The organism is Leclercia sp. LSNIH3 (assembly GCF_002935105.1).
GTDB classification, from domain to species: domain Bacteria; phylum Pseudomonadota; class Gammaproteobacteria; order Enterobacterales; family Enterobacteriaceae; genus Enterobacter; species Enterobacter adecarboxylatus.
This window is the reverse complement of sequence record NZ_CP026387.1, coordinates 433,445-451,201: the sequence shown is the minus strand read 5'-3', so window position 1 is coordinate 451,201 and position 17,757 is coordinate 433,445. Positions and strand designations below refer to the sequence as shown.

Below are 17,757 nucleotides of genomic sequence, written 5' to 3'. Positions count from 1 at the left end.
AATTCATTGCCAGCCCGCGATCGGCAGCACGCGCCCGTTCGGGGGAATATCTTCGTCATCGTGCGTGACCTGTACCACCGGGATCTGCCGGGTGCGCACTTCCGCGAACACCCAACGGCGAAACTGGTCGCGCAGGTTTTTATCCAGGCGGCTAAAAGGCTCATCGAGCAGCAGCGCCTGCGGCTGGGCCAGCAGGGCGCGGAGCAGACTCACCCGGGCGCGCTGGCCGCCGGAGAGCGTAGCGGGGTCGCGATGAAAAAAGCCGTTTAGTTCGGCGGCGTCCAGCGCCGCAATCACCGCCTGCTGTCGGCGCTCGCCTTTTATCGCCGCCGGAAGCGCCAGCAGCAGATTCTGCCCGACGCTAAAGTGATCGAAGAGCAAGGCATCCTGAAACAGCAGGCCCAGTCCGCGCTGCTCGGTGGGCAGGGCGTCACAGCGCCGGGCGTTGATCCACAGCTCCCCTGCGGCGCGAAAATCGCCGGGCAGGGCACCTGCCATCCAGGCAAACAGCGACGATTTACCGCTGCCGGATGGGCCCATCAGGGTGAGAATTTCGCCAGGCTGCACGCTGAAGTTAACGTTGTGCAGCAGCGTCGTGTGGCGCAGCGCGAGCGAAACATCCTTAACCATCAGCATTAACGTAACCCCTGTCGAAAACGGCCAACCAGCCGGGAAATCAGGATGCAGGCGGCGAAGACCAGCATCGGCAACAGCAATTGCCACAACGCCTGGGCCGCCAGCACGGCGCTACTGCCCCCGCTGCTGAGCGCCACGGCGTCGGTGGTCAGGGTGGCGAACCGTCCGCTGCCCAGCCACAGGGTGGGCAGATACTGCGCCATGCTGACGGAAAACCCGACGGCAAAGGCGGTGAGCGCCGGGCGGATCATCTGCGGACATTTGACCAGCCAGAATATTTTAAGCGATCCCCATCCCAGAGTGCGGGCAATCAGGATCAGGCGCGGATCGAGTCGGCGCCAGGCGGGCTGCATTACCAGCAGCATCCACGGCAACACCCACAGTAAATGCCCCCACAACACAGCGCTCCATTGCCCGTCGAGCTGCAGCAGCAAGGCCAATTGATACTGCCCGGCCACCAGCGGCAGGGCGGGGAGGGCCAGCGGTAGCCAGACCCAGAAGCCGCCGCGCTGCGGGCCCCACTCCAGCCAGAGCAGGATCATCCCCAGGGCAAGCACCGCCGAAGAGAGGCCCAGCGTCAGGCTCTCGCCCGCCGTCTCGCGGGAGACGCTGGCATTGCCTGCCGTGAGCACCAGTATTGCCACGCTGACGATCCCCACCAACGGCAGCAGCACGCCGCAGGCGCGTCCCACCCTTAGCGGGCGCGGTGTCGGGCGCTTCCCGGAGATATCCGGGATAGTGCGGCGCCAGCGTTGCCAGCCGATAAACAACGCGACAGCGATCAGTTCCAGCAGCACCAACAGGATCACGCACACCAGCATCCCCTTCGCCTGCTGTTGCGCATCCCCCTGCGAAAGCCACTGCCAGGCCAGCACGGCGAGGGTGGGGGGATTACCGGGCCCGAGGATCAGAGCCACGTCCACCGCCGACAGCGTCCAGGCGATCACCGCCAGCATCACTGCCCCCAGCGCGGGCGCAATGGCAGGCAGGATCAGCCAGCGTAGCGCCTGCCAGCGGCTGTAGCCCAGGGTTCGCAGGAGCGTGACTTTTTGCGCCAACGCTTTTTCCGGCAGCGAGGCGTAAATAGCCCAGACAACGAATGCGCTCTCCTTGACGGCGAGGGTCAGGCCCAGCCCAATCCCGTAGCGATCCATAACCGGCGAGCAAAACGAACAGACGCGGTAAAGTTCACCGCCTTCGGCAAACATCAGCAGCACGCTGACGGCAAAGGCCACATGAGGAATCGCCAGCAGCCAAGGCAGGTGATTACACAGCCGCCGCCAGCGGCTGCCGGGCCACAGCGCAGCCACTACCGCCAGCGCCAGGAGCAGCGCGCCGGCGGCGGCAATCAGGGTGGAAAGCAGGGTGGCGATCAGCGCCTGCGGCAGTTGCGGATCCGTCGCCAGCGCACGCCAGTTGTCCAGAGAGAAAACCGGCGGTAACAGCAGGGCAAAGGCGGGCAGCAGCGGCAGATAAACTGCCGCCATCAGTGCCCATGCGAGCCAGCTTAGTGGGTGCCGTAGCGACGCAGCCATGCCTGCTCCAGCGCATTAACCCAGGCGGCGTGGGGTTCGCCGAGCGTTGCAGGTAAATCGGTTGGAATAAACTGGCGCAGCTGTGTGGCCTCAGCGGCGGGCACTTTTTGCGGATCCAGCACGCTCGGATCGCCCCAGTTGGCCGGATCGGCCTTGCGGATCTGCGCCTGCGGGGAAAGTAAAAAGTTGGCGACCACTTTTGCGCCTGCGCTGGCAGAGGCATTGGCCGGGATGGTGACGAAGTGTACGTTGCCAATCATCCCCTGTTGAAAGCCGAAGCTGTAGCTGTCTGCGGGCAACGCTTTGCTGTTCACTTGTTGCCGGGCATGGGCCGGGTTAAAGGTGATCGACAGGTTTAAGTTGCCACTGGCCAGCAAGGCATCCATCCGCGCCGGAGACGGTGGAAAATCCTTGCCCTCGCGCCACAGATGAGGATGCAGTTTATCCAGATAAGCCCATAGCGGGGCGGTGACGGCGGCAAAGGTGGCGCTGTCCGGCGGCTGTTTTAGCGCGTCGGGTTGGGTGGTCTGGGTCAGAAGGATCTGTTCCAGAAACGCGGTGCCGGTAAAGTCAGGCGGGCGCGGGTAGGTAACAGTGCCAGGATGTTGCGTGGCATACTCCAGCAGCGCCTCGGGATCCTTAAGGGGGTGCGGCAGGGTCTGACGGCTGGCGATAAACGTGAGTTGTGCGCTGCCCCACGGGGATTCAGCCCCCTCCGTCGGGATAGCGAAATCCTCTGTCACCGGTTTATGAGTGTCGACGTAACGCCAGTTGGGAAGGCTTTGCGCCCACCCGGTCTGCAACAGCCCGGCGGTTTTCAGGGTGCGGAAATTCTCGCCGTTGACCCACAGCAGATCAACCGAGCCGTTGGTTTTGCGCCCGGCGCTGGCCTCGGTCTGGATACGCTTCACCGCATCGGCCGCATCCGCCAGACGGACAATCTTCAGGTTAATGGCGTAGTGGCTTTTCACCTCGCCGCTCACCCAGTCCAGGTAGCGATTCACCGCCTCGTCGCCGCCCCAGGCATTGAACCAGACGGTCTGGCCCCGGGCATCCTCTTTGGTTTTCTGCCAGCCGTCATCAGCCAGCGCCGGCCCTGCGATCAACAGGCCGGTCAATAACATGCAAAAACGCACACGGCGCATAATGCCCCCTGTTATAAAGACGTTCGGGAAAAGCGGGCGAACAGCCAGCGGGTGATAAGCGGCAGCAGCCCCAGTAGCGTAAAGGCAAAAACCACGCCCGGCGAGAGGATATCATGCAGCGACGTTATCTGCCCCAACTGGTGGCCCGCATTGAGATAGACAATAGCCCCCGGTAACATCCCGAGCTGACTAACCCACCAGTAGCGCCATACCCCAAGGCGCGTTACCCCGGCGAGCAGGTTAACCACAAAGAACGGGAACAATGGCATCAGACGCAGGGCAAACAGATAAAATGCCCCGTCCCGCGCCACCCCGTCATTAACGGTGCGCATCTGCCCGGCAAAGCGGTGCTGCACCCAGTCGCGCAGCAGATAACGGCTGACCAGCATCGCCAGCGTGGCGCCCAGCGTCGAGGCGAAAGAGACCAGCAGGATCCCCGGCCAGAGACCGAACAGCGCCCCGCCGAGCAGGGTCAGCAACGCCGCCCCCGGCAAAGACAGGGTGGTCACCAGCACATAGAGAATAAAATAGAGGGCAGCGCTCTGGCGCGGAGCCTGCTGGCAGTAAAGCAGCAGCGCCTGATGCCGCGCCTGAAGATTTTCCAGCGTTACGCTGCCGGGCGGCAATTGCGTATAAATAACAAAAAATGCGCCCAGAAGGGCGCATATCAGGATGATTTTACGAGCGTTTGTCGCCATTCATTTGACGTCGAACGTCACCCATACCGGGGCGTGGTCGGACGGTTTTTCCATGCTGCGGATTTCGTAGTCGATCCCGGTTTCGACACAGCGCTCTGCCAACACGGAGCTTGCCAGCAGCAGGTCGATACGCAGGCCGCGGTTATCATCAAACCCTTTGGAGCGGTAATCGAACCATGAGAAGCGATCCTGAGTCTCCGGGTTGGCGTGGCGGAACGTATCCACCAGACCCCAGTCCATCAGACGCGCCATCCACTCGCGCTCTTCCGGCAGGAAGGAGCATTTCCCGGCGCGCAGCCAGCGCTTGCGGCTGTCTTCGCCGATGCCGATATCCAGGTCAGTGTGGCTGATGTTCATGTCGCCCATGATCAACACCGGGTTCTCTTTTTTCAGCTCGGTTTCGAGGTACGACTGCAGATCCTGGTAGAACTTCTCTTTGGCCGGGAACTTCAGCGGGTGGTCGCGGCTCTCGCCCTGCGGGAAGTAACCGTTGATCACAGTGATGTTACCAAGCGGTGAAGGAATTTCCGCCATGATGATACGGCGCTGGGACTCTTCGTTGTCGCCCGGGAAGCCGCGACGCACGGAGACAGGGGTCTCTTTAGTGAGCAGCGCCACACCGTAATGGCCCTTCTGGCCATGATAAAAGACGTTGTAGCCCAGTTTCGCCACCTCTTCGAGAGGGAACATGTCGTCGTGGACTTTTGTCTCCTGCAGGCCGATAACGTCAGGCTGATGTTGATCAACGATGGCTTGCAGTTGATGAGGACGGGCGCGCAGGCCGTTGATATTAAAAGAGACAAATTTCATAGTCGCTGCCAGTGCAAGGTGAATAGTGCAAGGATGGTAGCAGAATTTCGTTGGGCTGACTGCCGCCGCTGCGTATGTTCCACCAATTACTGTGACAGATCGTGCCGACAGTGCAATTTTTGCACCGAACTGGCGCGTGATGCCCTGTAATGGCGCGAAAAGGGACCACAAATTTCGCGAGCGATCACAATTCCAGAATTATATTTGGCTTCTGCATAAAACAGCTATTTTTCATTCGGCAAAGCCCCGCTTGTTGTAAAAATATTCACTTTTTATGCAAAAACAGTGAATAACGCCATGTTGTAACTCATTGATATTACGTTACCCCATCCCGTTTATGCATTTTTAGTGCTGGCTGGCACGATCGCTGCAATCTACATTTACAGCGCAAACACTAAAATATTTAACATTTAATCAACCTTTTATTTACCGGATGAGGTCGCTATGTCTCTGTCAATTACGCGTGAAAACTTTGATGAATGGATGATGCCGGTTTACGCTCCGGCGGCTTTTATTCCGGTACGGGGAGAAGGCTCACGCCTGTGGGATCAACAGGGTAAAGAGTACATCGACTTTGCCGGGGGGATTGCGGTTAACGCCCTGGGTCACGCGCATCCAGCGCTGCGTCAGGCGCTGAACGACCAGGCGGCGAAGTTCTGGCATACCGGCAACGGCTACACCAACGAACCCGCGCTGCGCCTGGCGAAAAAACTGATCGACGCCACTTTCGCCGAAAAAGTGTTCTTCTGTAACTCCGGGGCCGAAGCGAACGAAGCGGCGCTGAAGCTGGCGCGTAAATATGCCCACGACAACTTTGGCAACCAGAAAAGCGGCATCGTCGCCTTCAAAAATGCCTTCCATGGCCGCACGCTGTTTACCGTCAGCGCGGGCGGGCAACCTTCCTATTCACAGGACTTTGCGCCGCTGCCGCCGGATATCCGCCACGCGGTCTATAACGATCTCCAGTCTGCCAGCGAGTTGATCGACGATACCACCTGCGCGGTGATCGTCGAACCCATGCAGGGCGAGGGCGGCGTGCTGCCTGCGGATAAAGCTTTCCTGCAAGGGCTGCGCGAACTGTGCGATCGTCACAACGCGGTGCTGATTTTCGATGAGGTCCAGACCGGGGTTGGCCGCACCGGCGAGCTGTATGCCTATATGCATTATGGCGTTACGCCGGACGTGCTCTCCACCGCCAAGGCCCTCGGTGGCGGTTTCCCAATCGGTGCCATGCTGACCACCGACAAATTCGCCCGGGTGATGACCGTTGGCACCCACGGGACCACCTACGGCGGCAACCCGCTGGCATCGGCGGTGGCCGGTCAGGTACTGGATATCATCAACACCCCGGACGTGCTGACCGGCGTTAAGCAGCGTCACGACTGGTTTGTCGAACGCCTGCAAGCCATTAACAGCAAAACGGGGCTGTTTAAAGAAATACGGGGCCTGGGGCTGCTGATTGGCTGCGTACTCACGGAGGAATTTGCCGGAAAAGCTAAACTTATTTCACAGGAAGCGGCAAAAGCGGGCGTGATGGTACTGATCGCCGGGGCTAACGTGGTGCGCTTTGCGCCTGCGCTGATCGTCAGCGAGGAAGAGGTGCAGACCGGGTTAGATCGCTTTGCGCTGGCCTGTGATCGTGTGAAGTCTGGGGTGTCATCATGATGGTCATCCGTCCCATTGAGCGCGGGGATTTATCCGCCCTCATGCAGCTTGCCGGTAAAACAGGAGGCGGGCTGACCTCGCTTCCCGTTGATGAAAAAACGCTCTCGGCGCGCATCGAACGCTCGCTGCAGACCTGGCAAGGGACGCTGCCGAAAGGCGAACAGGGTTACGTGTTTGTTCTGGAAGAAGCTGCCACCGGCACCGTGGCCGGGATCTGCGCCATCGAGGTGGCGGTGGGATTAAACGACCCCTGGTATAACTACCGCGTCGGCACCCTGGTGCACGCGTCGAAAGAGCTGAACGTCTACAACGCGCTGCCCACGCTGTTTCTCAGTAACGATCACACCGGCAGCAGTGAACTCTGTAGCCTGTTTCTCGATCCCGACTGGCGCAAGGAGGGCAACGGCTATCTGCTCTCCAAATCGCGCTTTCTCTTTATGGCCGCCTTCCGCGATCGCTTTAACGAAAAAGTGGTGGCCGAGATGCGCGGCGTGATCGACGAAACCGGCTTCTCGCCGTTCTGGCAAAGCCTGGGCGAACGCTTCTTCTCGATGGAGTTCAGCAAAGCCGACTACCTGTGCGGCACCGGACAGAAAGCCTTTATTGCCGAGCTGATGCCGAAACACCCTATCTATACCCATTTCCTCAGCCCCGAGGCGCAGGCCGTGATCGGCCAGGTGCATCCGCAAACCGCCCCGGCGCGCGCGGTGCTGGAAAAAGAGGGCTTCCGCTACCGCAACTATGTCGACATCTTTGACGGCGGCCCGACGCTGGAGTGCGATATCGACCGGGTAAGGGCGATCCGCAAAAGCCGTCTGGTGGAAGTGGCCGAAGGCCAGCCTGCGCCGGGTGAGTGGCCCGCCTGCCTGGTTGCTAATGAACAGTATGACCAGTTCCGCGCCACGCTGGTGCGCGTGGATCCTGAATGTGAACGTCTGGTGCTGACCGCAGCACAACTGGATGCCCTGAAATGCCGCGCTGGCGATCGTATTCGCATGGTGCGCCTGTGCCCCGAGGAGAAAACAGCATGAACTTATGGATCAATGGCGACTGGGTGACCGGCGAAGGTGAATCCCGCACCAAATACAATCCGGTGGGCCAGGAGAGGTTATGGCAAGGGGCCGATGCCAGTGCCGCGCAGGTCGAACAGGCGTGCCGGGCGGCGCGTGCGGCCTTCCCGGGCTGGGCAAAGCTGCCCTTCAGTGCGCGTCAGGCCATCGTTGAGAAATTTGCCTCTCTGCTGGAAGCCAATAAGCAGGAGCTGACCCGGATCATTGCCAGCGAAACCGGCAAGCCGCGCTGGGAAGCGGCAACGGAAATCACCGCGATGATCAACAAAGTCGCCATTTCGGTAAAGGCCTACCACACCCGTACCGGCGAGCAGCACACCGAGATGGCCGACGGGGCAGCCACGCTGCGCCATCGTCCGCACGGCGTGCTGGCGGTGTTTGGCCCCTATAACTTCCCCGGCCATCTGCCGAACGGTCACATCGTGCCCGCGCTGCTGGCGGGTAACACCGTGATCTTCAAGCCGAGCGAGCTGACGCCGTGGAGCGGTGAGGCGGTGGTAAAACTGTGGGAGCAGGCCGGGCTGCCGCCGGGCGTGCTCAATCTCGTCCAGGGTGGACGGGAAACCGGGCAGGCATTGAGTGCCCTGAGCGATATTGACGGCCTGCTGTTTACCGGCAGCGCCGGGACCGGCTATCAGCTGCACCGCCAGCTGGCCGGTCAGCCAGAGAAAATTCTGGCCCTTGAGATGGGCGGCAACAATGCCCTGATCGTTGACGACCCGGCGGATATCGACGCTGCGGTTCACCTGACGATCCAGTCGGCCTTTATCACTGCCGGACAACGCTGCACCTGCGCCCGTCGCCTGCTGGTTAAAAGCGGTGCTGAAGGCGATGCCTTCCTCGCCCGGCTGGTGGAGGTGAGCGCGAAACTGCTGCCAGGGACGTGGGATGCCAACGACCAGCCGTTTATGGGCGGGCTGATTTCCGAGCAGGCGGCGAAAAACGTTTATCACGTCTGGCGGGAACACGTTGCCCGCGGCGGGCGGTCGCTGCTCGATCCCCGCCTGGTGCGGGCGGGCACCTCTTTACTGACCCCGGGGATCGTCGACATGACGGGCGTGCGTGATGTACCGGATGAAGAGGTCTTCGGGCCGTTGCTCTGCATCTGGCGTTATGACGATTTCGACCAGGCTATCGCGATGGCTAACGCTACGCGTTACGGCCTGTCGTGCGGCCTGATCTCGCCGGAACGCGAAAAATTTGACCAGTTGCTGCTGGAGGCACGTGCCGGGATCGTCAACTGGAACAAACCGCTTACCGGTGCGGCCAGCACCGCGCCATTCGGCGGCGTGGGTGCCTCCGGCAATCATCGCGCCAGCGCCTGGTATGCGGCGGATTACTGCGCCTGGCCCATGGCGAGCCTCGAAACCCCGGCCATCGTCCTGCCGGAGCAGCTGAGTCCGGGCCTCGATTTTACGCGGGAGAAGCGTCATGAAAGCGCGTGAGGTTAACTTCGACGGGCTGGTGGGCTTGACCCACCACTATGCCGGGCTGTCGTTCGGCAATGAAGCCTCGACTAAGCACCGCTTTCAGATCTCCAACCCGCAGCTGGCGGCAAAGCAGGGGCTGTTAAAGATGAAGGCGCTGGCGGATGCAGGCTTTCCCCAGGCGGTGATCCCGCCTCAGGAGCGGCCTAACGTCGGCGTGCTGCGCCAGCTCGGCTTTACCGGCACCGATGAGCAGGTGGTGGAGAAGGCCGGCACGCAGATGCCGCAGCTGCTCTCTGCCGCCAGTTCCGCCTCCTCCATGTGGGTGGCGAATGCCGCGACGGTAGCCCCGTCGGCAGACACGCTCGACGGAAAAGTTCATTTCACCGTTGCCAACCTCAACAACAAATTCCACCGGGCCAGTGAAGCCGGTACCACCGAAAAGGTGCTGCGCGCCATTTTCCGCGATGAATCCCGCTTTAGCGTCCATACGGCGCTGCCGCAGGTCGCGATGTTCGGTGACGAAGGCGCGGCAAACCACAACCGCCTCGGCGGCGACTACGGCGAGCCGGGCCTGCAACTGTTCGTCTATGGTCGTGAAGAGGGGGGTAATGAGGCACCGGCCCGCTACCCGGCGCGTCAGACTCTGGCCGCGAGCCAGGCGGTTGCCCGGCTGAACCAGGTCAACCCCGGGCAGATCCTCTTCGCCCAGCAAAACCCGAGAGTGATTGACCAGGGGGTGTTCCACAACGACGTGATCGCCGTGTCGAACCGCCAGGTGCTGTTCTGCCACGAGCAGGCGTTTGTCGATCAGCCTGCGCTGCTTCAGACCTTGCGCGAGCGGGTGCCCGGCTTCATGCCGATCGAAGTGCCGACCGGGGCAGTGTCGGTCCAGGATGCGGTGTCCACTTACCTGTTCAACAGCCAGCTGCTGAGTCGCGACGACGGCAGCATGATACTGGTCCTGCCGCAAGAATCGCAGGATCACCCGGGCGTCTGGCGCTATCTGAACGGTCTGGTGGCAGAAGATAACCCTGTCAGCGAGTTGCGGGTGTTCGATCTGCGCGAGAGTATGGCCAATGGCGGTGGCCCGGCCTGTCTGCGCCTGCGCGTGGTGCTGACCCCTGAGGAGCAGCGGGCAGTTAACCCGGCGGTGATGATGAACGAGACCCTGTTCAACACCCTCAATGACTGGGTGGACCGCTACTATCGCGACCGTCTGACTCAGGCCGACCTGGTGGATCCGCAGCTGTTGCGCGAAGGGCGCGAGGCGCTGGATGCCTTGACCCGTATTCTGCAACTCGGGTCTGTCTACCCGTTCCAGCAATAAAGGAGGCGTGATGGAAAACTTTCTGGCGCTGACGATGGCCGATGAAACACCTGCCCACCTTCAGGGCAAAGGGGCCTCCTTTGACTGGCGCTGGCTGGCGCGCGGGGTACTGGAGTTCACGCCAGAGGTCGCAAGCGAGCGTGCCCTGGTGCTCTCTGCCGGGATCCACGGTAACGAAACCGCGCCGGTGGAAATCGTCGATCTGCTGGTGCGGGCGCTATTTCGTGGCGAATTGACGCTACGCTGCCGCCTGCTTGTTATCTATGGCAACCCTCCGGCGCTGAGGGCCGATAAGCGCTACCTGACCTGCGATATCAACCGCCTGTTCAGCGGGCGCGGGGCGCAGTTTCCGGCCTGTGATGAGACCGCGCGGGCGGCGCTGCTGGAAGAGCTGGTGGGTGCGTTTTATCAGCAGGCGGGGGCCGACCGCTGGCATCTCGATCTGCATACCGCCATCCGCGCCTCGTATCATGAGCGTTTTGGCGTACTGCCCCAGCGCAATCAACCGTGGGATGAGACATTTATTCAGTGGCTGGAAGATGCCGGGCTGGAGGCGCTGGTCTTTCATCAGGCGCCGGGCGGGACATTCACCCATTTTAGCTGCGAACGCTTTGGTGCCCTGGCCTGTACCCTGGAGTTGGGCAAGGCGCTGCCGTTCGGCCATAACGATCTGTCGCGTTTTGCCACTACCCATCGGGCGCTGTTTGCTTTACTGAGCGGCGAGGCGCCAGCGCAGCATGCTGAGCCTGTTGAGCGCTATCGGGTGGTGCAGCAGATCACCCGCCGCAGCGAGGCCTTCGTGCTACACATGGCGGCGCATACCCTTAACTTTACGCCATTTCGCCAGGGGGTATTACTGGCGCAGGATGGCGATGAACGCTACGAAGTGCAAAAGCCGACTGAGTATGTTCTGTTCCCAAACCCTGCCGTGGCCTTTGGTTTGCGTGCCGGACTGATGCTGGAAAAAATCACCTGACACTCCTCTGACCCCATCAGCGTAATGCGGTGGGGTTGTTTATTTTCTCAGCCATTTCATTGATCTCCTGTTTTATTACAGATTATTCCTGGCTGTTTGCTTTATTATTAATCTTCTTCCCGGTATACTCCTTCACAATCTCTTTAAAATCAGCCAGATGTATATTTCTGTTTCAACTCTCCACGCTTTATCCTTATTTTCTCCATATTTGACGATAATTTGTTTTTTACACTTTCATTGTTTTACCCTTGCTCTGATTAATTGACGATAAACCCCGTAAAGTGAATCTCGTCAACGCGGCATAGCGCCGAAGAATAACTGAAAGGAAGGACAAAATTATGCGTAAATTAACTGCACTGTTTGTTGCCTCTACCCTGGCTCTGGGCGCTACCAGCGCGGCGTTCGCCGCAGATACCGCTACCACGACCGCGGCGCCTGCCGAAAGCAAAATGATGCATCACAAAGGCAAGCCGGGTATGCATCACGACATGATGTTTAAAGATCTGAATCTGACGGATGCGCAGAAAACGCAAATCCGCGACATCATGAAAAGCCAGCGTGACCAGATGAAGCGTCCATCGGTTGAAGAGCGCCGCGCTATGCATGACATCATCGCCAGCGACAGCTTCGATAAAGCGAAAGCCCAGGCGCAGGTCGACAAGATGGCCGAGCAGAACAAAGCCCGCATGCTGGCGCACATGGAAACCCAGAACAAGATTTACAACATCCTGACCCCGGAACAGAAAAAACAGTTTGATGCGAATTTTGAGAAGCGTCTGACAGAACGTGCCGGGCCGGAAGGTAAAATGACCCCACCAGCCGAATAATCGGTTCAGCCATTCAAGACCGCCGGAGTCCTGTTCACCCAAGCATATTTGCTGTGGACAGGTCCGGCGGTTTTTTCTTTTCTGCCCTCTTGCCAGCCGCCGCCATCCCGGTATTCTCCTGTTATCGATTTGCAGAATGTGTTTGAAATTTCTGGCGTTACGGATTTTTTCGTCGTCAGGCTAAGGCCGTTGGACACGTCTGCCGATACTACACAGTGATGATCTAACGATAACAATCAAAAAGCGACCGCCCTGCGCGGGTTGCTCTGGCGCCTGTTGCGCCATTCGGAGTGGTGATGGAATTCTTTGATATCCGTAAAATGCCGATCAGCCTCTGGCGTAACGGGGCCGGTGAAACACGCGAAATATGTTGTTTTCCCCCCGCAACCCGGGAATTTAACTGGCGCGCCAGTATTGCCTCCCTCGCCAGCAATGGCGACTTTTCCGTCTCGCCTGGCATTGATCGGGTGATCACGCTACTGGAAGGAGGGGAAGTCCATCTTGATGGCGGCAATGCGTTTACGCATACGTTACAGCGTCATCAGCCCTTCAGCTTTGCCGGCGATCTGCCAGTCAAAGCAAAGCTGTTAGAGGGACAAATGTCGATGGATTTCAATATTATGACCCGCCGGGATCGCTGTCGGGCAAAGGTGCGGGTGGCGGATCGCACCTTTACCACGTTTGCGTCACGTGGCGGGGTGGTGTTTGTCCTGAGCGGCGCCTGGCAGCTGGGTGAGAAGCTGCTCACCGCCGATCAGGGCGCATGGTGGCACGAAGGCAACCATACGCTGCGGCTGCTGAAGGCGGAGGGAACGCTGTTGTTCAGCGAGATTTTTTGGCTTCCGGGGCACTAAGAGGAATGATCTCGTAGTTGCCGGTCAGCAGCGGCTTACAGAGAATTTTATACCCATCCTGATCAAAACCGGCGGGCGTGCGCAGCAGGTCCGCCGCCTCGTCCAGGCTGTCGACCGCGCCCAGCCAGAGCCAGTTATGGATAATATGGTAGTGGGTCATATCCGGGCGCGACTCTTTCAGCGCCACGGCGCTGTCCCACGGCCAGCAGGTGACACCAATCGCCTGCAACCCTTCGACTAAGCGCTGGTGATGATCCTCAACGCTCTCTTTGCCACAGCATGCTCCGGCACAGCGCTTTAGCGCGGAACGGAAACAGGCCCGCCCACGACTTAACGACTCCAGCCCCAGCAGGCCATAGCAGAGCTGACGCTCGTCGGCCAGGGTCTGCAGGGTTTGCAGTGCTGCCCGACGGTTGGCAAAGAGACCAAAAAGATTGGGGGTGTGCGAAAAATCGACCTCGCGGGCATAGACTATCTGCGGTTTGCCCTCGGTGATCTGCAGTGAGCAGAGCTGGCGATTGCGGCGCAGCCGTTTATTGAACAGCGGCTGCTGCTCCTTGATTAAACGGGCTTCCAGCAGCAGCGCGCCCAGTTCACCTGCAGTCTGGATCCAGGTAATACGCCGGGACTGGCGTAGCATGGCGGCTTCGTCCGGCGTGCGCAGATGCGACAGCACCCGGCTGCGAATATTGATGCTTTTACCGATATAAAGGGGCATGGCATCGCTGTCGCCATGAAAGAAATAGACGCCTGGCTGCTTCGGCAGTGCCTCCAGCCATGGGCGCAGATGTTCGGGATATTCATAGATAGCTGCTGCTTCGAATTCAAGCCGCGGTGCCGATTGACGCCTGCTCACAACATACTCCTGATACTGTTCAGGCATACAGTGTAGCAGCTGTGGTGTGGTTAAAAAAGAGGCGGCAGAAGCCGCCCCGTCAGAATTATTGTTTCCAGAAGTCGTCGAATACCGTGATCGGCGGGCGACGTTTGTGTTCGGTCTTCAGATACCAGCCCTCGATAATCCGGGCGGTGGCTTCATCCAGCGTTTTGCCTTCCAGATAATCGTCAATGTTTTCATAGGTTACACCCAGCGCGGCCTCGTCGGGCAGAGAAGGGCGGTCGTCTTCAAGGTCAGCGGTAGGGGCTTTCTTATATAAATGCTCCGGGCAGCCCAGCGCGGCCAGCAATTGCTTGCCCTGACGCTTGTTGAGACGGAACAGCGGGTTAATATCTGTGCCGCCATCGCCATATTTGGTGAAGAAACCGGTCAGCGCCTCTGCCGCATGGTCAGTGCCCACCACCACGCCGCTGGTCATCCCGGCGATGCTGTACTGGGCTTTCATCCGCTCACGGGCCTTTTCGTTGCCGCGCACGAAGTCGCTCAGTTCAATGCCCGCGTCGCGCAACGCTTTTTCGCTGGCCAGCACCGCTTCTTTAATATTTACGGTCAGCACGCGATCCGGCTGGATGAAGGCGATGGCATCCTGACAATCCTGCTCATCGAACTGTACGCCGTAAGGCAGACGCACCGCGATAAACTGCAGGGATTCATTGCCTGTTTCTGCACGTAATTCGCTGATGGCCATCTGGGCGAGCTTCCCGGCGAGGGTGGAGTCCTGACCGCCGCTAATGCCCAGCACCAGCGACTTCAGAAACGGGAAGCGGGTTAAATAGGATTTCAAAAAATCGACGCTACGGCGGATCTCTTCTTCCGCATTAATGGTGGGTTTGGCACCCAGCGCCTGGATAATTTCTTGTTGCAGAGCCATTTAGCCCCTCCGTTACACAAATTTGCCTGATGGATGTTCTGTTAAAGCTAACTCGTCATGGGGAAAACGACAAGGATCACACATTTGAATTGGGTGAATCAGAGCGATTTAGTAGCTTATGCTTGAATTACAGGAATTTTCCGAAAAAACTTTGCCGTCACGCTTGAGGTTGAAAAATGTCGTTTTCTATTCCAGGCTTACTTAACACGCTGATAAACAAGAGGACGGAATATGAACAAGAATTTAGCAGGAATGTTAGGCGCAGCGGCAGTAATGACTTTACTGGCAGGGTGTACCGCGTATGACCGTACCGCTGACCAGTTTAAAGAACCCGTCGTAAAAGACGTTAAGAAAGGGATGAGCCGTGCACAGGTACAGCAGCTGGCCGGTAAGCCGTCATCAGAAGTGACGATGATCCACGCTCGTGGCACCTGCCAGACCTACATCCTGGGTCAACGCGATGGTAAAACTGAAACTTACTTTGTGGCCCTCGACGATACTGGCCACGTGATCAACTCCGGCTACCAGACCTGCGCGGAATATGACACCGATCCGCAGGCACCTAAAGCCTGATATCGCTTTTCCTGAGCAAAGAGACAAACCGGCCACCTGGCCGGTTTTTTTACGTCGCTACCCATCTTAATTCTCACCGCGAATTATTTACCTAAAATGTGAAGGGTGTCATAACACCAGGTCAAGGAGAGACAATTGTAGTCTCTTATGAATTATCTCCCGGATAGCAGTTGCCGTATACTCCATTCATCAGATACGCCAGCGAAGGGTTCCGGTCGGTCAAGGCGGGAACATCGTGGCGAAGCGGTGAGCACATTAGAGGGAAATTGCTGTGGAAAAGAAACATATCTATCTGTTTTGCTCAGCGGGCATGTCAACGTCACTGCTGGTGTCAAAGATGCGCGCGCAGGCAGAGAAGTACGAAGTACCTGTCGTGATTGAAGCGTTCCCGGAAACCCTGGCGGGTGAGAAAGGGAACAATGCGGATGTGGTGCTGTTAGGGCCACAAATCGCCTATATGTTGCCAGAAATTCAACGTCTGTTACCGAATAAACCGGTTGAAGTGATTGACTCTGCGCTGTACGGCAAAGTGGATGGTTTGGGTGTTCTTAAAGCTGCTGTAGCGGCGATTAAAAAAGCTGCTAATTAATTTAATTTATTATTTTTCCCGTCAAAGAGCAATTTCACACACACTTACGCCGCAATATTATCGCGGCATTTAAGGGCATTTTCTATGAGTAGATTTATTGCTGCGCTTGAAAAGGTACTCCTTCCTTTTGCAGTTAAAATAGGAAAGCAACCGCATGTCAACGCCATTAAAAACGGCTTTATTAAAGTTATGCCGTTAACCCTGGCGGGGGCCATGTTCGTTTTAATTAATAACGTTTTTCTTAGCTTCGGTGATGGTTCATTCTTCTATTCATTAGGTGTGCGTTTAGATCCCTCAACTATTGAAACGTTAAATGGTTTCAAAGCCATCGGCGGCAATGTGTACAACGGTACACTGGGTATTATGTCGCTGATGGCACCTTTCTTTATTGGGATGGCGCTGGCAGAAGAGCGTAAAGTTGACGCGCTGGCCGCTGGTTTATTATCTGTCGCTGCCTTTATGACCGTGACTCCTTACAGCGTCGGTGAAGCTTACGCGGTGGGGGCCAACTGGCTGGGCGGGGCAAACATCATTTCCGGTATCGTGATCGGCCTGGTCGTGGCGGAAATGTTTACCTTTATTATTCGTCGCAACTGGGTGATTCGTTTACCCGACAGCGTACCGGCATCGGTGTCGCGCTCATTCTCAGCGCTGATCCCTGGCTTCATTATTCTCTCCATCATGGGCACCATCGCCTGGGCGCTCTCTCACTGGGGCACTAACTTCCACCAGATCATCATGGACACCATCTCCACACCGCTGGCCTCTATGGGTGGCGTCGTGGGCTGGGCTTACGTGATTTTCACCTCCCTGCTCTGGTTCTTTGGTGTACATGGCTCCCTGGCGCTGGCCGCGCTGGACAGCGGCATCATGACGCCGTGGGCGCTGGAAAACGTGGCACTCTACCAGCAGTACGGTTCCGTTGACGCGGCGCTGGCGGCCGGTAAAACCTTCCACGTATGGGCCAAACCGATGCTCGACTCCTATATCTTCCTGGGCGGTACCGGGGCGACACTGGGTCTGATTATCGCGGTGTTTATCACCTCCCGTCGTGCAGATCACCGTCAGGTGGCGAAGCTGGCGCTGCCGTCAGGCATCTTCCAGATTAACGAGCCTATCCTCTTCGGTCTGCCGATTATCATGAACCCGGTGATGTTTATTCCGTTTGTTCTGGTGCAACCGCTGCTGGCCGCGATAACCCTGACCGCCTACTACCTGGGCATTATCCCGCCGGTGACCAACATTGCGCCGTGGACCATGCCAGCGGGCCTGGGGGCTTTCTTCAACACCAACGGCAGCGTAGCGGCCTTCCTGGTGGCGATGTTTAACCTCGGTGTGGCGACCCTGCTCTATATGCCGTTCGTTGCCATCGCTAACAAGGCCCAGACCACCATTGATGAAGAAGAGAGCGAAGAAGAGATCGCTCTGGCACTGAAATTCTGATGTCGTCTGACGCGGGGCAACCCGCGTCAGTACAGGAGAAACGGAAATGTTTGATTTAGACCATGTTGTTGCAGAAGAAGTGGAAAACGTAGCAGAGAACGACCTTGAAGAAGTGGTGATGGGGCTTATCATCAACTCCGGTCAGGCGCGTAGTCTGGCGTACGGCGCCCTGAAAAAAGCCAAGCAAGGTGATTTCGATACGGCGAAAGAGATGATGGCCCAGTCGCGCACCGCGCTGAATGAAGCGCACCTGGTGCAAACAAAACTGATCGAAAGCGATCAGGGTGAAGGTAAGATGAAGGTCAGCCTGGTGCTGGTCCATGCCCAGGATCACCTGATGACCTCCATGCTGGCGCGTGAGCTGGTGGCGGAACTCATCGAACTTCACGAGAAAATGCAGTAAGTCAGAC

General features: G+C 58.2%; 18 protein-coding genes. 11 read left to right on the top strand and 7 right to left on the bottom strand.

The window, feature by feature from the left end:
* Positions 1-3: 3 nt before the first annotated feature.
* The 5 genes from C3F35_RS02235 to xthA are packed head-to-tail and all read right to left on the bottom strand — an operon-like array spanning position 4 to position 4,824.
* Positions 4-636 (bottom strand): ATP-binding cassette domain-containing protein, encoded by a 633-nt coding sequence (locus tag C3F35_RS02235; RefSeq protein ID WP_103792876.1) that lies wholly within the window; start codon positions 634-636, stop codon positions 4-6.
* Positions 636-2,171, bottom strand: a complete 1,536-nt coding sequence (locus C3F35_RS02230; protein WP_103792875.1) for an ABC transporter permease subunit — start codon at positions 2,169-2,171, stop codon at positions 636-638. Before C3F35_RS02230 ends, C3F35_RS02235 begins: the two co-directional genes overlap by 1 nt.
* Positions 2,144-3,307 carry an ABC transporter substrate-binding protein gene (locus C3F35_RS02225; RefSeq protein WP_371320493.1) on the bottom strand — a complete coding sequence of 388 codons (1,164 nt, stop codon included), beginning with the start codon at positions 3,305-3,307 and terminating at the stop codon, positions 2,144-2,146. The genes C3F35_RS02230 and C3F35_RS02225 overlap by 28 nt, the downstream gene beginning before the upstream one ends.
* A gap of 20 nt (positions 3,308-3,327) precedes the next feature.
* Positions 3,328-4,014, bottom strand: coding sequence for a TVP38/TMEM64 family protein (locus tag C3F35_RS02220; protein ID WP_103792873.1), 687 nt, complete (start codon positions 4,012-4,014; stop codon positions 3,328-3,330).
* A complete protein-coding gene (xthA, locus tag C3F35_RS02215) occupies positions 4,015-4,824 on the bottom strand; it encodes an exodeoxyribonuclease III (protein WP_103792872.1) in 810 nt (269 codons plus the stop codon).
* A 444-nt stretch (positions 4,825-5,268) separates the two neighbouring features.
* Here xthA and astC point away from each other — a divergent pair, with 444 nt between their 5' ends.
* The 7 genes from astC to ves all read left to right on the top strand — a co-directional run bounded on the left by astC (position 5,269) and on the right by ves (position 12,973).
* On the top strand, positions 5,269-6,489 hold the full coding sequence (gene astC / locus C3F35_RS02210) for a succinylornithine/acetylornithine transaminase (protein WP_032617705.1): 1,221 nt from the start codon (positions 5,269-5,271) through the stop codon (positions 6,487-6,489).
* Complete coding sequence (astA, locus tag C3F35_RS02205; protein WP_077226397.1) at positions 6,486-7,520, top strand: arginine N-succinyltransferase; 1,035 nt, start codon at positions 6,486-6,488, stop codon at positions 7,518-7,520. The genes astC and astA overlap by 4 nt, the downstream gene beginning before the upstream one ends.
* The gene (gene astD, locus C3F35_RS02200) at positions 7,517-9,004 is read left to right on the top strand and encodes a succinylglutamate-semialdehyde dehydrogenase (protein WP_103792871.1); all 1,488 of its coding nucleotides are present in this window, start codon (positions 7,517-7,519) and stop codon (positions 9,002-9,004) included. Before astA ends, astD begins: the two co-directional genes overlap by 4 nt.
* Entirely contained in the window at positions 8,991-10,316 is a 1,326-nt protein-coding gene (gene astB / locus C3F35_RS02195; RefSeq protein WP_059308164.1) for an N-succinylarginine dihydrolase, read from the top strand. The genes astD and astB overlap by 14 nt, the downstream gene beginning before the upstream one ends.
* Before the next feature lie 10 nt (positions 10,317-10,326).
* Complete coding sequence (gene astE, locus C3F35_RS02190) at positions 10,327-11,292, top strand: succinylglutamate desuccinylase (protein WP_103792870.1); 966 nt, start codon at positions 10,327-10,329, stop codon at positions 11,290-11,292.
* Positions 11,293-11,630: 338 nt separating this feature from the next.
* A complete protein-coding gene (spy, locus tag C3F35_RS02185) occupies positions 11,631-12,119 on the top strand; it encodes an ATP-independent periplasmic protein-refolding chaperone Spy (RefSeq protein WP_032617714.1) in 489 nt (162 codons plus the stop codon).
* A 296-nt stretch (positions 12,120-12,415) separates the two neighbouring features.
* Positions 12,416-12,973 (top strand): environmental stress-induced protein Ves, encoded by a 558-nt coding sequence (gene ves, locus C3F35_RS02180; protein ID WP_059308162.1) that lies wholly within the window; start codon positions 12,416-12,418, stop codon positions 12,971-12,973.
* Here the strand turns inward: ves and cho are convergent.
* Together cho and nadE are read right to left on the bottom strand one after the other, a co-directional pair.
* Positions 12,942-13,829 carry an excinuclease Cho gene (gene cho, locus C3F35_RS02175; RefSeq protein ID WP_164529751.1) on the bottom strand — a complete coding sequence of 296 codons (888 nt, stop codon included), beginning with the start codon at positions 13,827-13,829 and terminating at the stop codon, positions 12,942-12,944. The two genes, ves and cho, sit on opposite strands and share 32 nt — an antisense overlap.
* An 85-nt stretch (positions 13,830-13,914) precedes the next feature.
* Complete coding sequence (gene nadE, locus C3F35_RS02170; protein WP_103792868.1) at positions 13,915-14,742, bottom strand: ammonia-dependent NAD(+) synthetase; 828 nt, start codon at positions 14,740-14,742, stop codon at positions 13,915-13,917.
* A gap of 231 nt (positions 14,743-14,973) precedes the next feature.
* Between nadE and osmE the strand changes: the two genes are divergently transcribed.
* From osmE to chbA, 4 genes are all read left to right on the top strand, one after another.
* Positions 14,974-15,315 carry an osmotically-inducible lipoprotein OsmE gene (osmE, locus tag C3F35_RS02165; protein WP_032617719.1) on the top strand — a complete coding sequence of 114 codons (342 nt, stop codon included), beginning with the start codon at positions 14,974-14,976 and terminating at the stop codon, positions 15,313-15,315.
* Between the two features lie 271 nt (positions 15,316-15,586).
* Complete coding sequence (gene chbB / locus C3F35_RS02160; RefSeq protein WP_032617720.1) at positions 15,587-15,904, top strand: PTS N,N'-diacetylchitobiose transporter subunit IIB; 318 nt, start codon at positions 15,587-15,589, stop codon at positions 15,902-15,904.
* A gap of 84 nt (positions 15,905-15,988) precedes the next feature.
* Positions 15,989-17,347 carry a PTS N,N'-diacetylchitobiose transporter subunit IIC gene (chbC, locus tag C3F35_RS02155; protein ID WP_032617721.1) on the top strand — a complete coding sequence of 453 codons (1,359 nt, stop codon included), beginning with the start codon at positions 15,989-15,991 and terminating at the stop codon, positions 17,345-17,347.
* Positions 17,348-17,393: 46 nt separating this feature from the next.
* The gene (chbA, locus tag C3F35_RS02150) at positions 17,394-17,750 is read left to right on the top strand and encodes a PTS N,N'-diacetylchitobiose transporter subunit IIA (protein ID WP_032617722.1); all 357 of its coding nucleotides are present in this window, start codon (positions 17,394-17,396) and stop codon (positions 17,748-17,750) included.
* Positions 17,751-17,757 lie beyond the last annotated feature (7 nt).

Excerpts from the sequence above, each read along its gene's own strand:
- xthA (WP_103792872.1), bottom strand. The coding sequence starts at position 4,824 with ATGAAATTTGTCTCTTTTAATATCAACGGCCTGCGCGCCCGTCCTCAT.
- astB (WP_059308164.1), top strand. The coding sequence starts at position 8,991 with ATGAAAGCGCGTGAGGTTAACTTCGACGGGCTGGTGGGCTTGACCCAC.
- chbC (WP_032617721.1), top strand. The coding sequence starts at position 15,989 with ATGAGTAGATTTATTGCTGCGCTTGAAAAGGTACTCCTTCCTTTTGCA.
- C3F35_RS02235 (WP_103792876.1), bottom strand. The coding sequence starts at position 636 with ATGCTGATGGTTAAGGATGTTTCGCTCGCGCTGCGCCACACGACGCTG.
- ves (WP_059308162.1), top strand. The coding sequence starts at position 12,416 with ATGGAATTCTTTGATATCCGTAAAATGCCGATCAGCCTCTGGCGTAAC.
- chbA (WP_032617722.1), top strand. The coding sequence starts at position 17,394 with ATGTTTGATTTAGACCATGTTGTTGCAGAAGAAGTGGAAAACGTAGCA.
- astE (WP_103792870.1), top strand. The coding sequence starts at position 10,327 with ATGGAAAACTTTCTGGCGCTGACGATGGCCGATGAAACACCTGCCCAC.
- nadE (WP_103792868.1), bottom strand. The coding sequence starts at position 14,742 with ATGGCTCTGCAACAAGAAATTATCCAGGCGCTGGGTGCCAAACCCACC.
- astC (WP_032617705.1), top strand. The coding sequence starts at position 5,269 with ATGTCTCTGTCAATTACGCGTGAAAACTTTGATGAATGGATGATGCCG.
- spy (WP_032617714.1), top strand. The coding sequence starts at position 11,631 with ATGCGTAAATTAACTGCACTGTTTGTTGCCTCTACCCTGGCTCTGGGC.
- astA (WP_077226397.1), top strand. The coding sequence starts at position 6,486 with ATGATGGTCATCCGTCCCATTGAGCGCGGGGATTTATCCGCCCTCATG.
- C3F35_RS02220 (WP_103792873.1), bottom strand. The coding sequence starts at position 4,014 with ATGGCGACAAACGCTCGTAAAATCATCCTGATATGCGCCCTTCTGGGC.
- astD (WP_103792871.1), top strand. The coding sequence starts at position 7,517 with ATGAACTTATGGATCAATGGCGACTGGGTGACCGGCGAAGGTGAATCC.
- osmE (WP_032617719.1), top strand. The coding sequence starts at position 14,974 with ATGAACAAGAATTTAGCAGGAATGTTAGGCGCAGCGGCAGTAATGACT.
- C3F35_RS02230 (WP_103792875.1), bottom strand. The coding sequence starts at position 2,171 with ATGGCTGCGTCGCTACGGCACCCACTAAGCTGGCTCGCATGGGCACTG.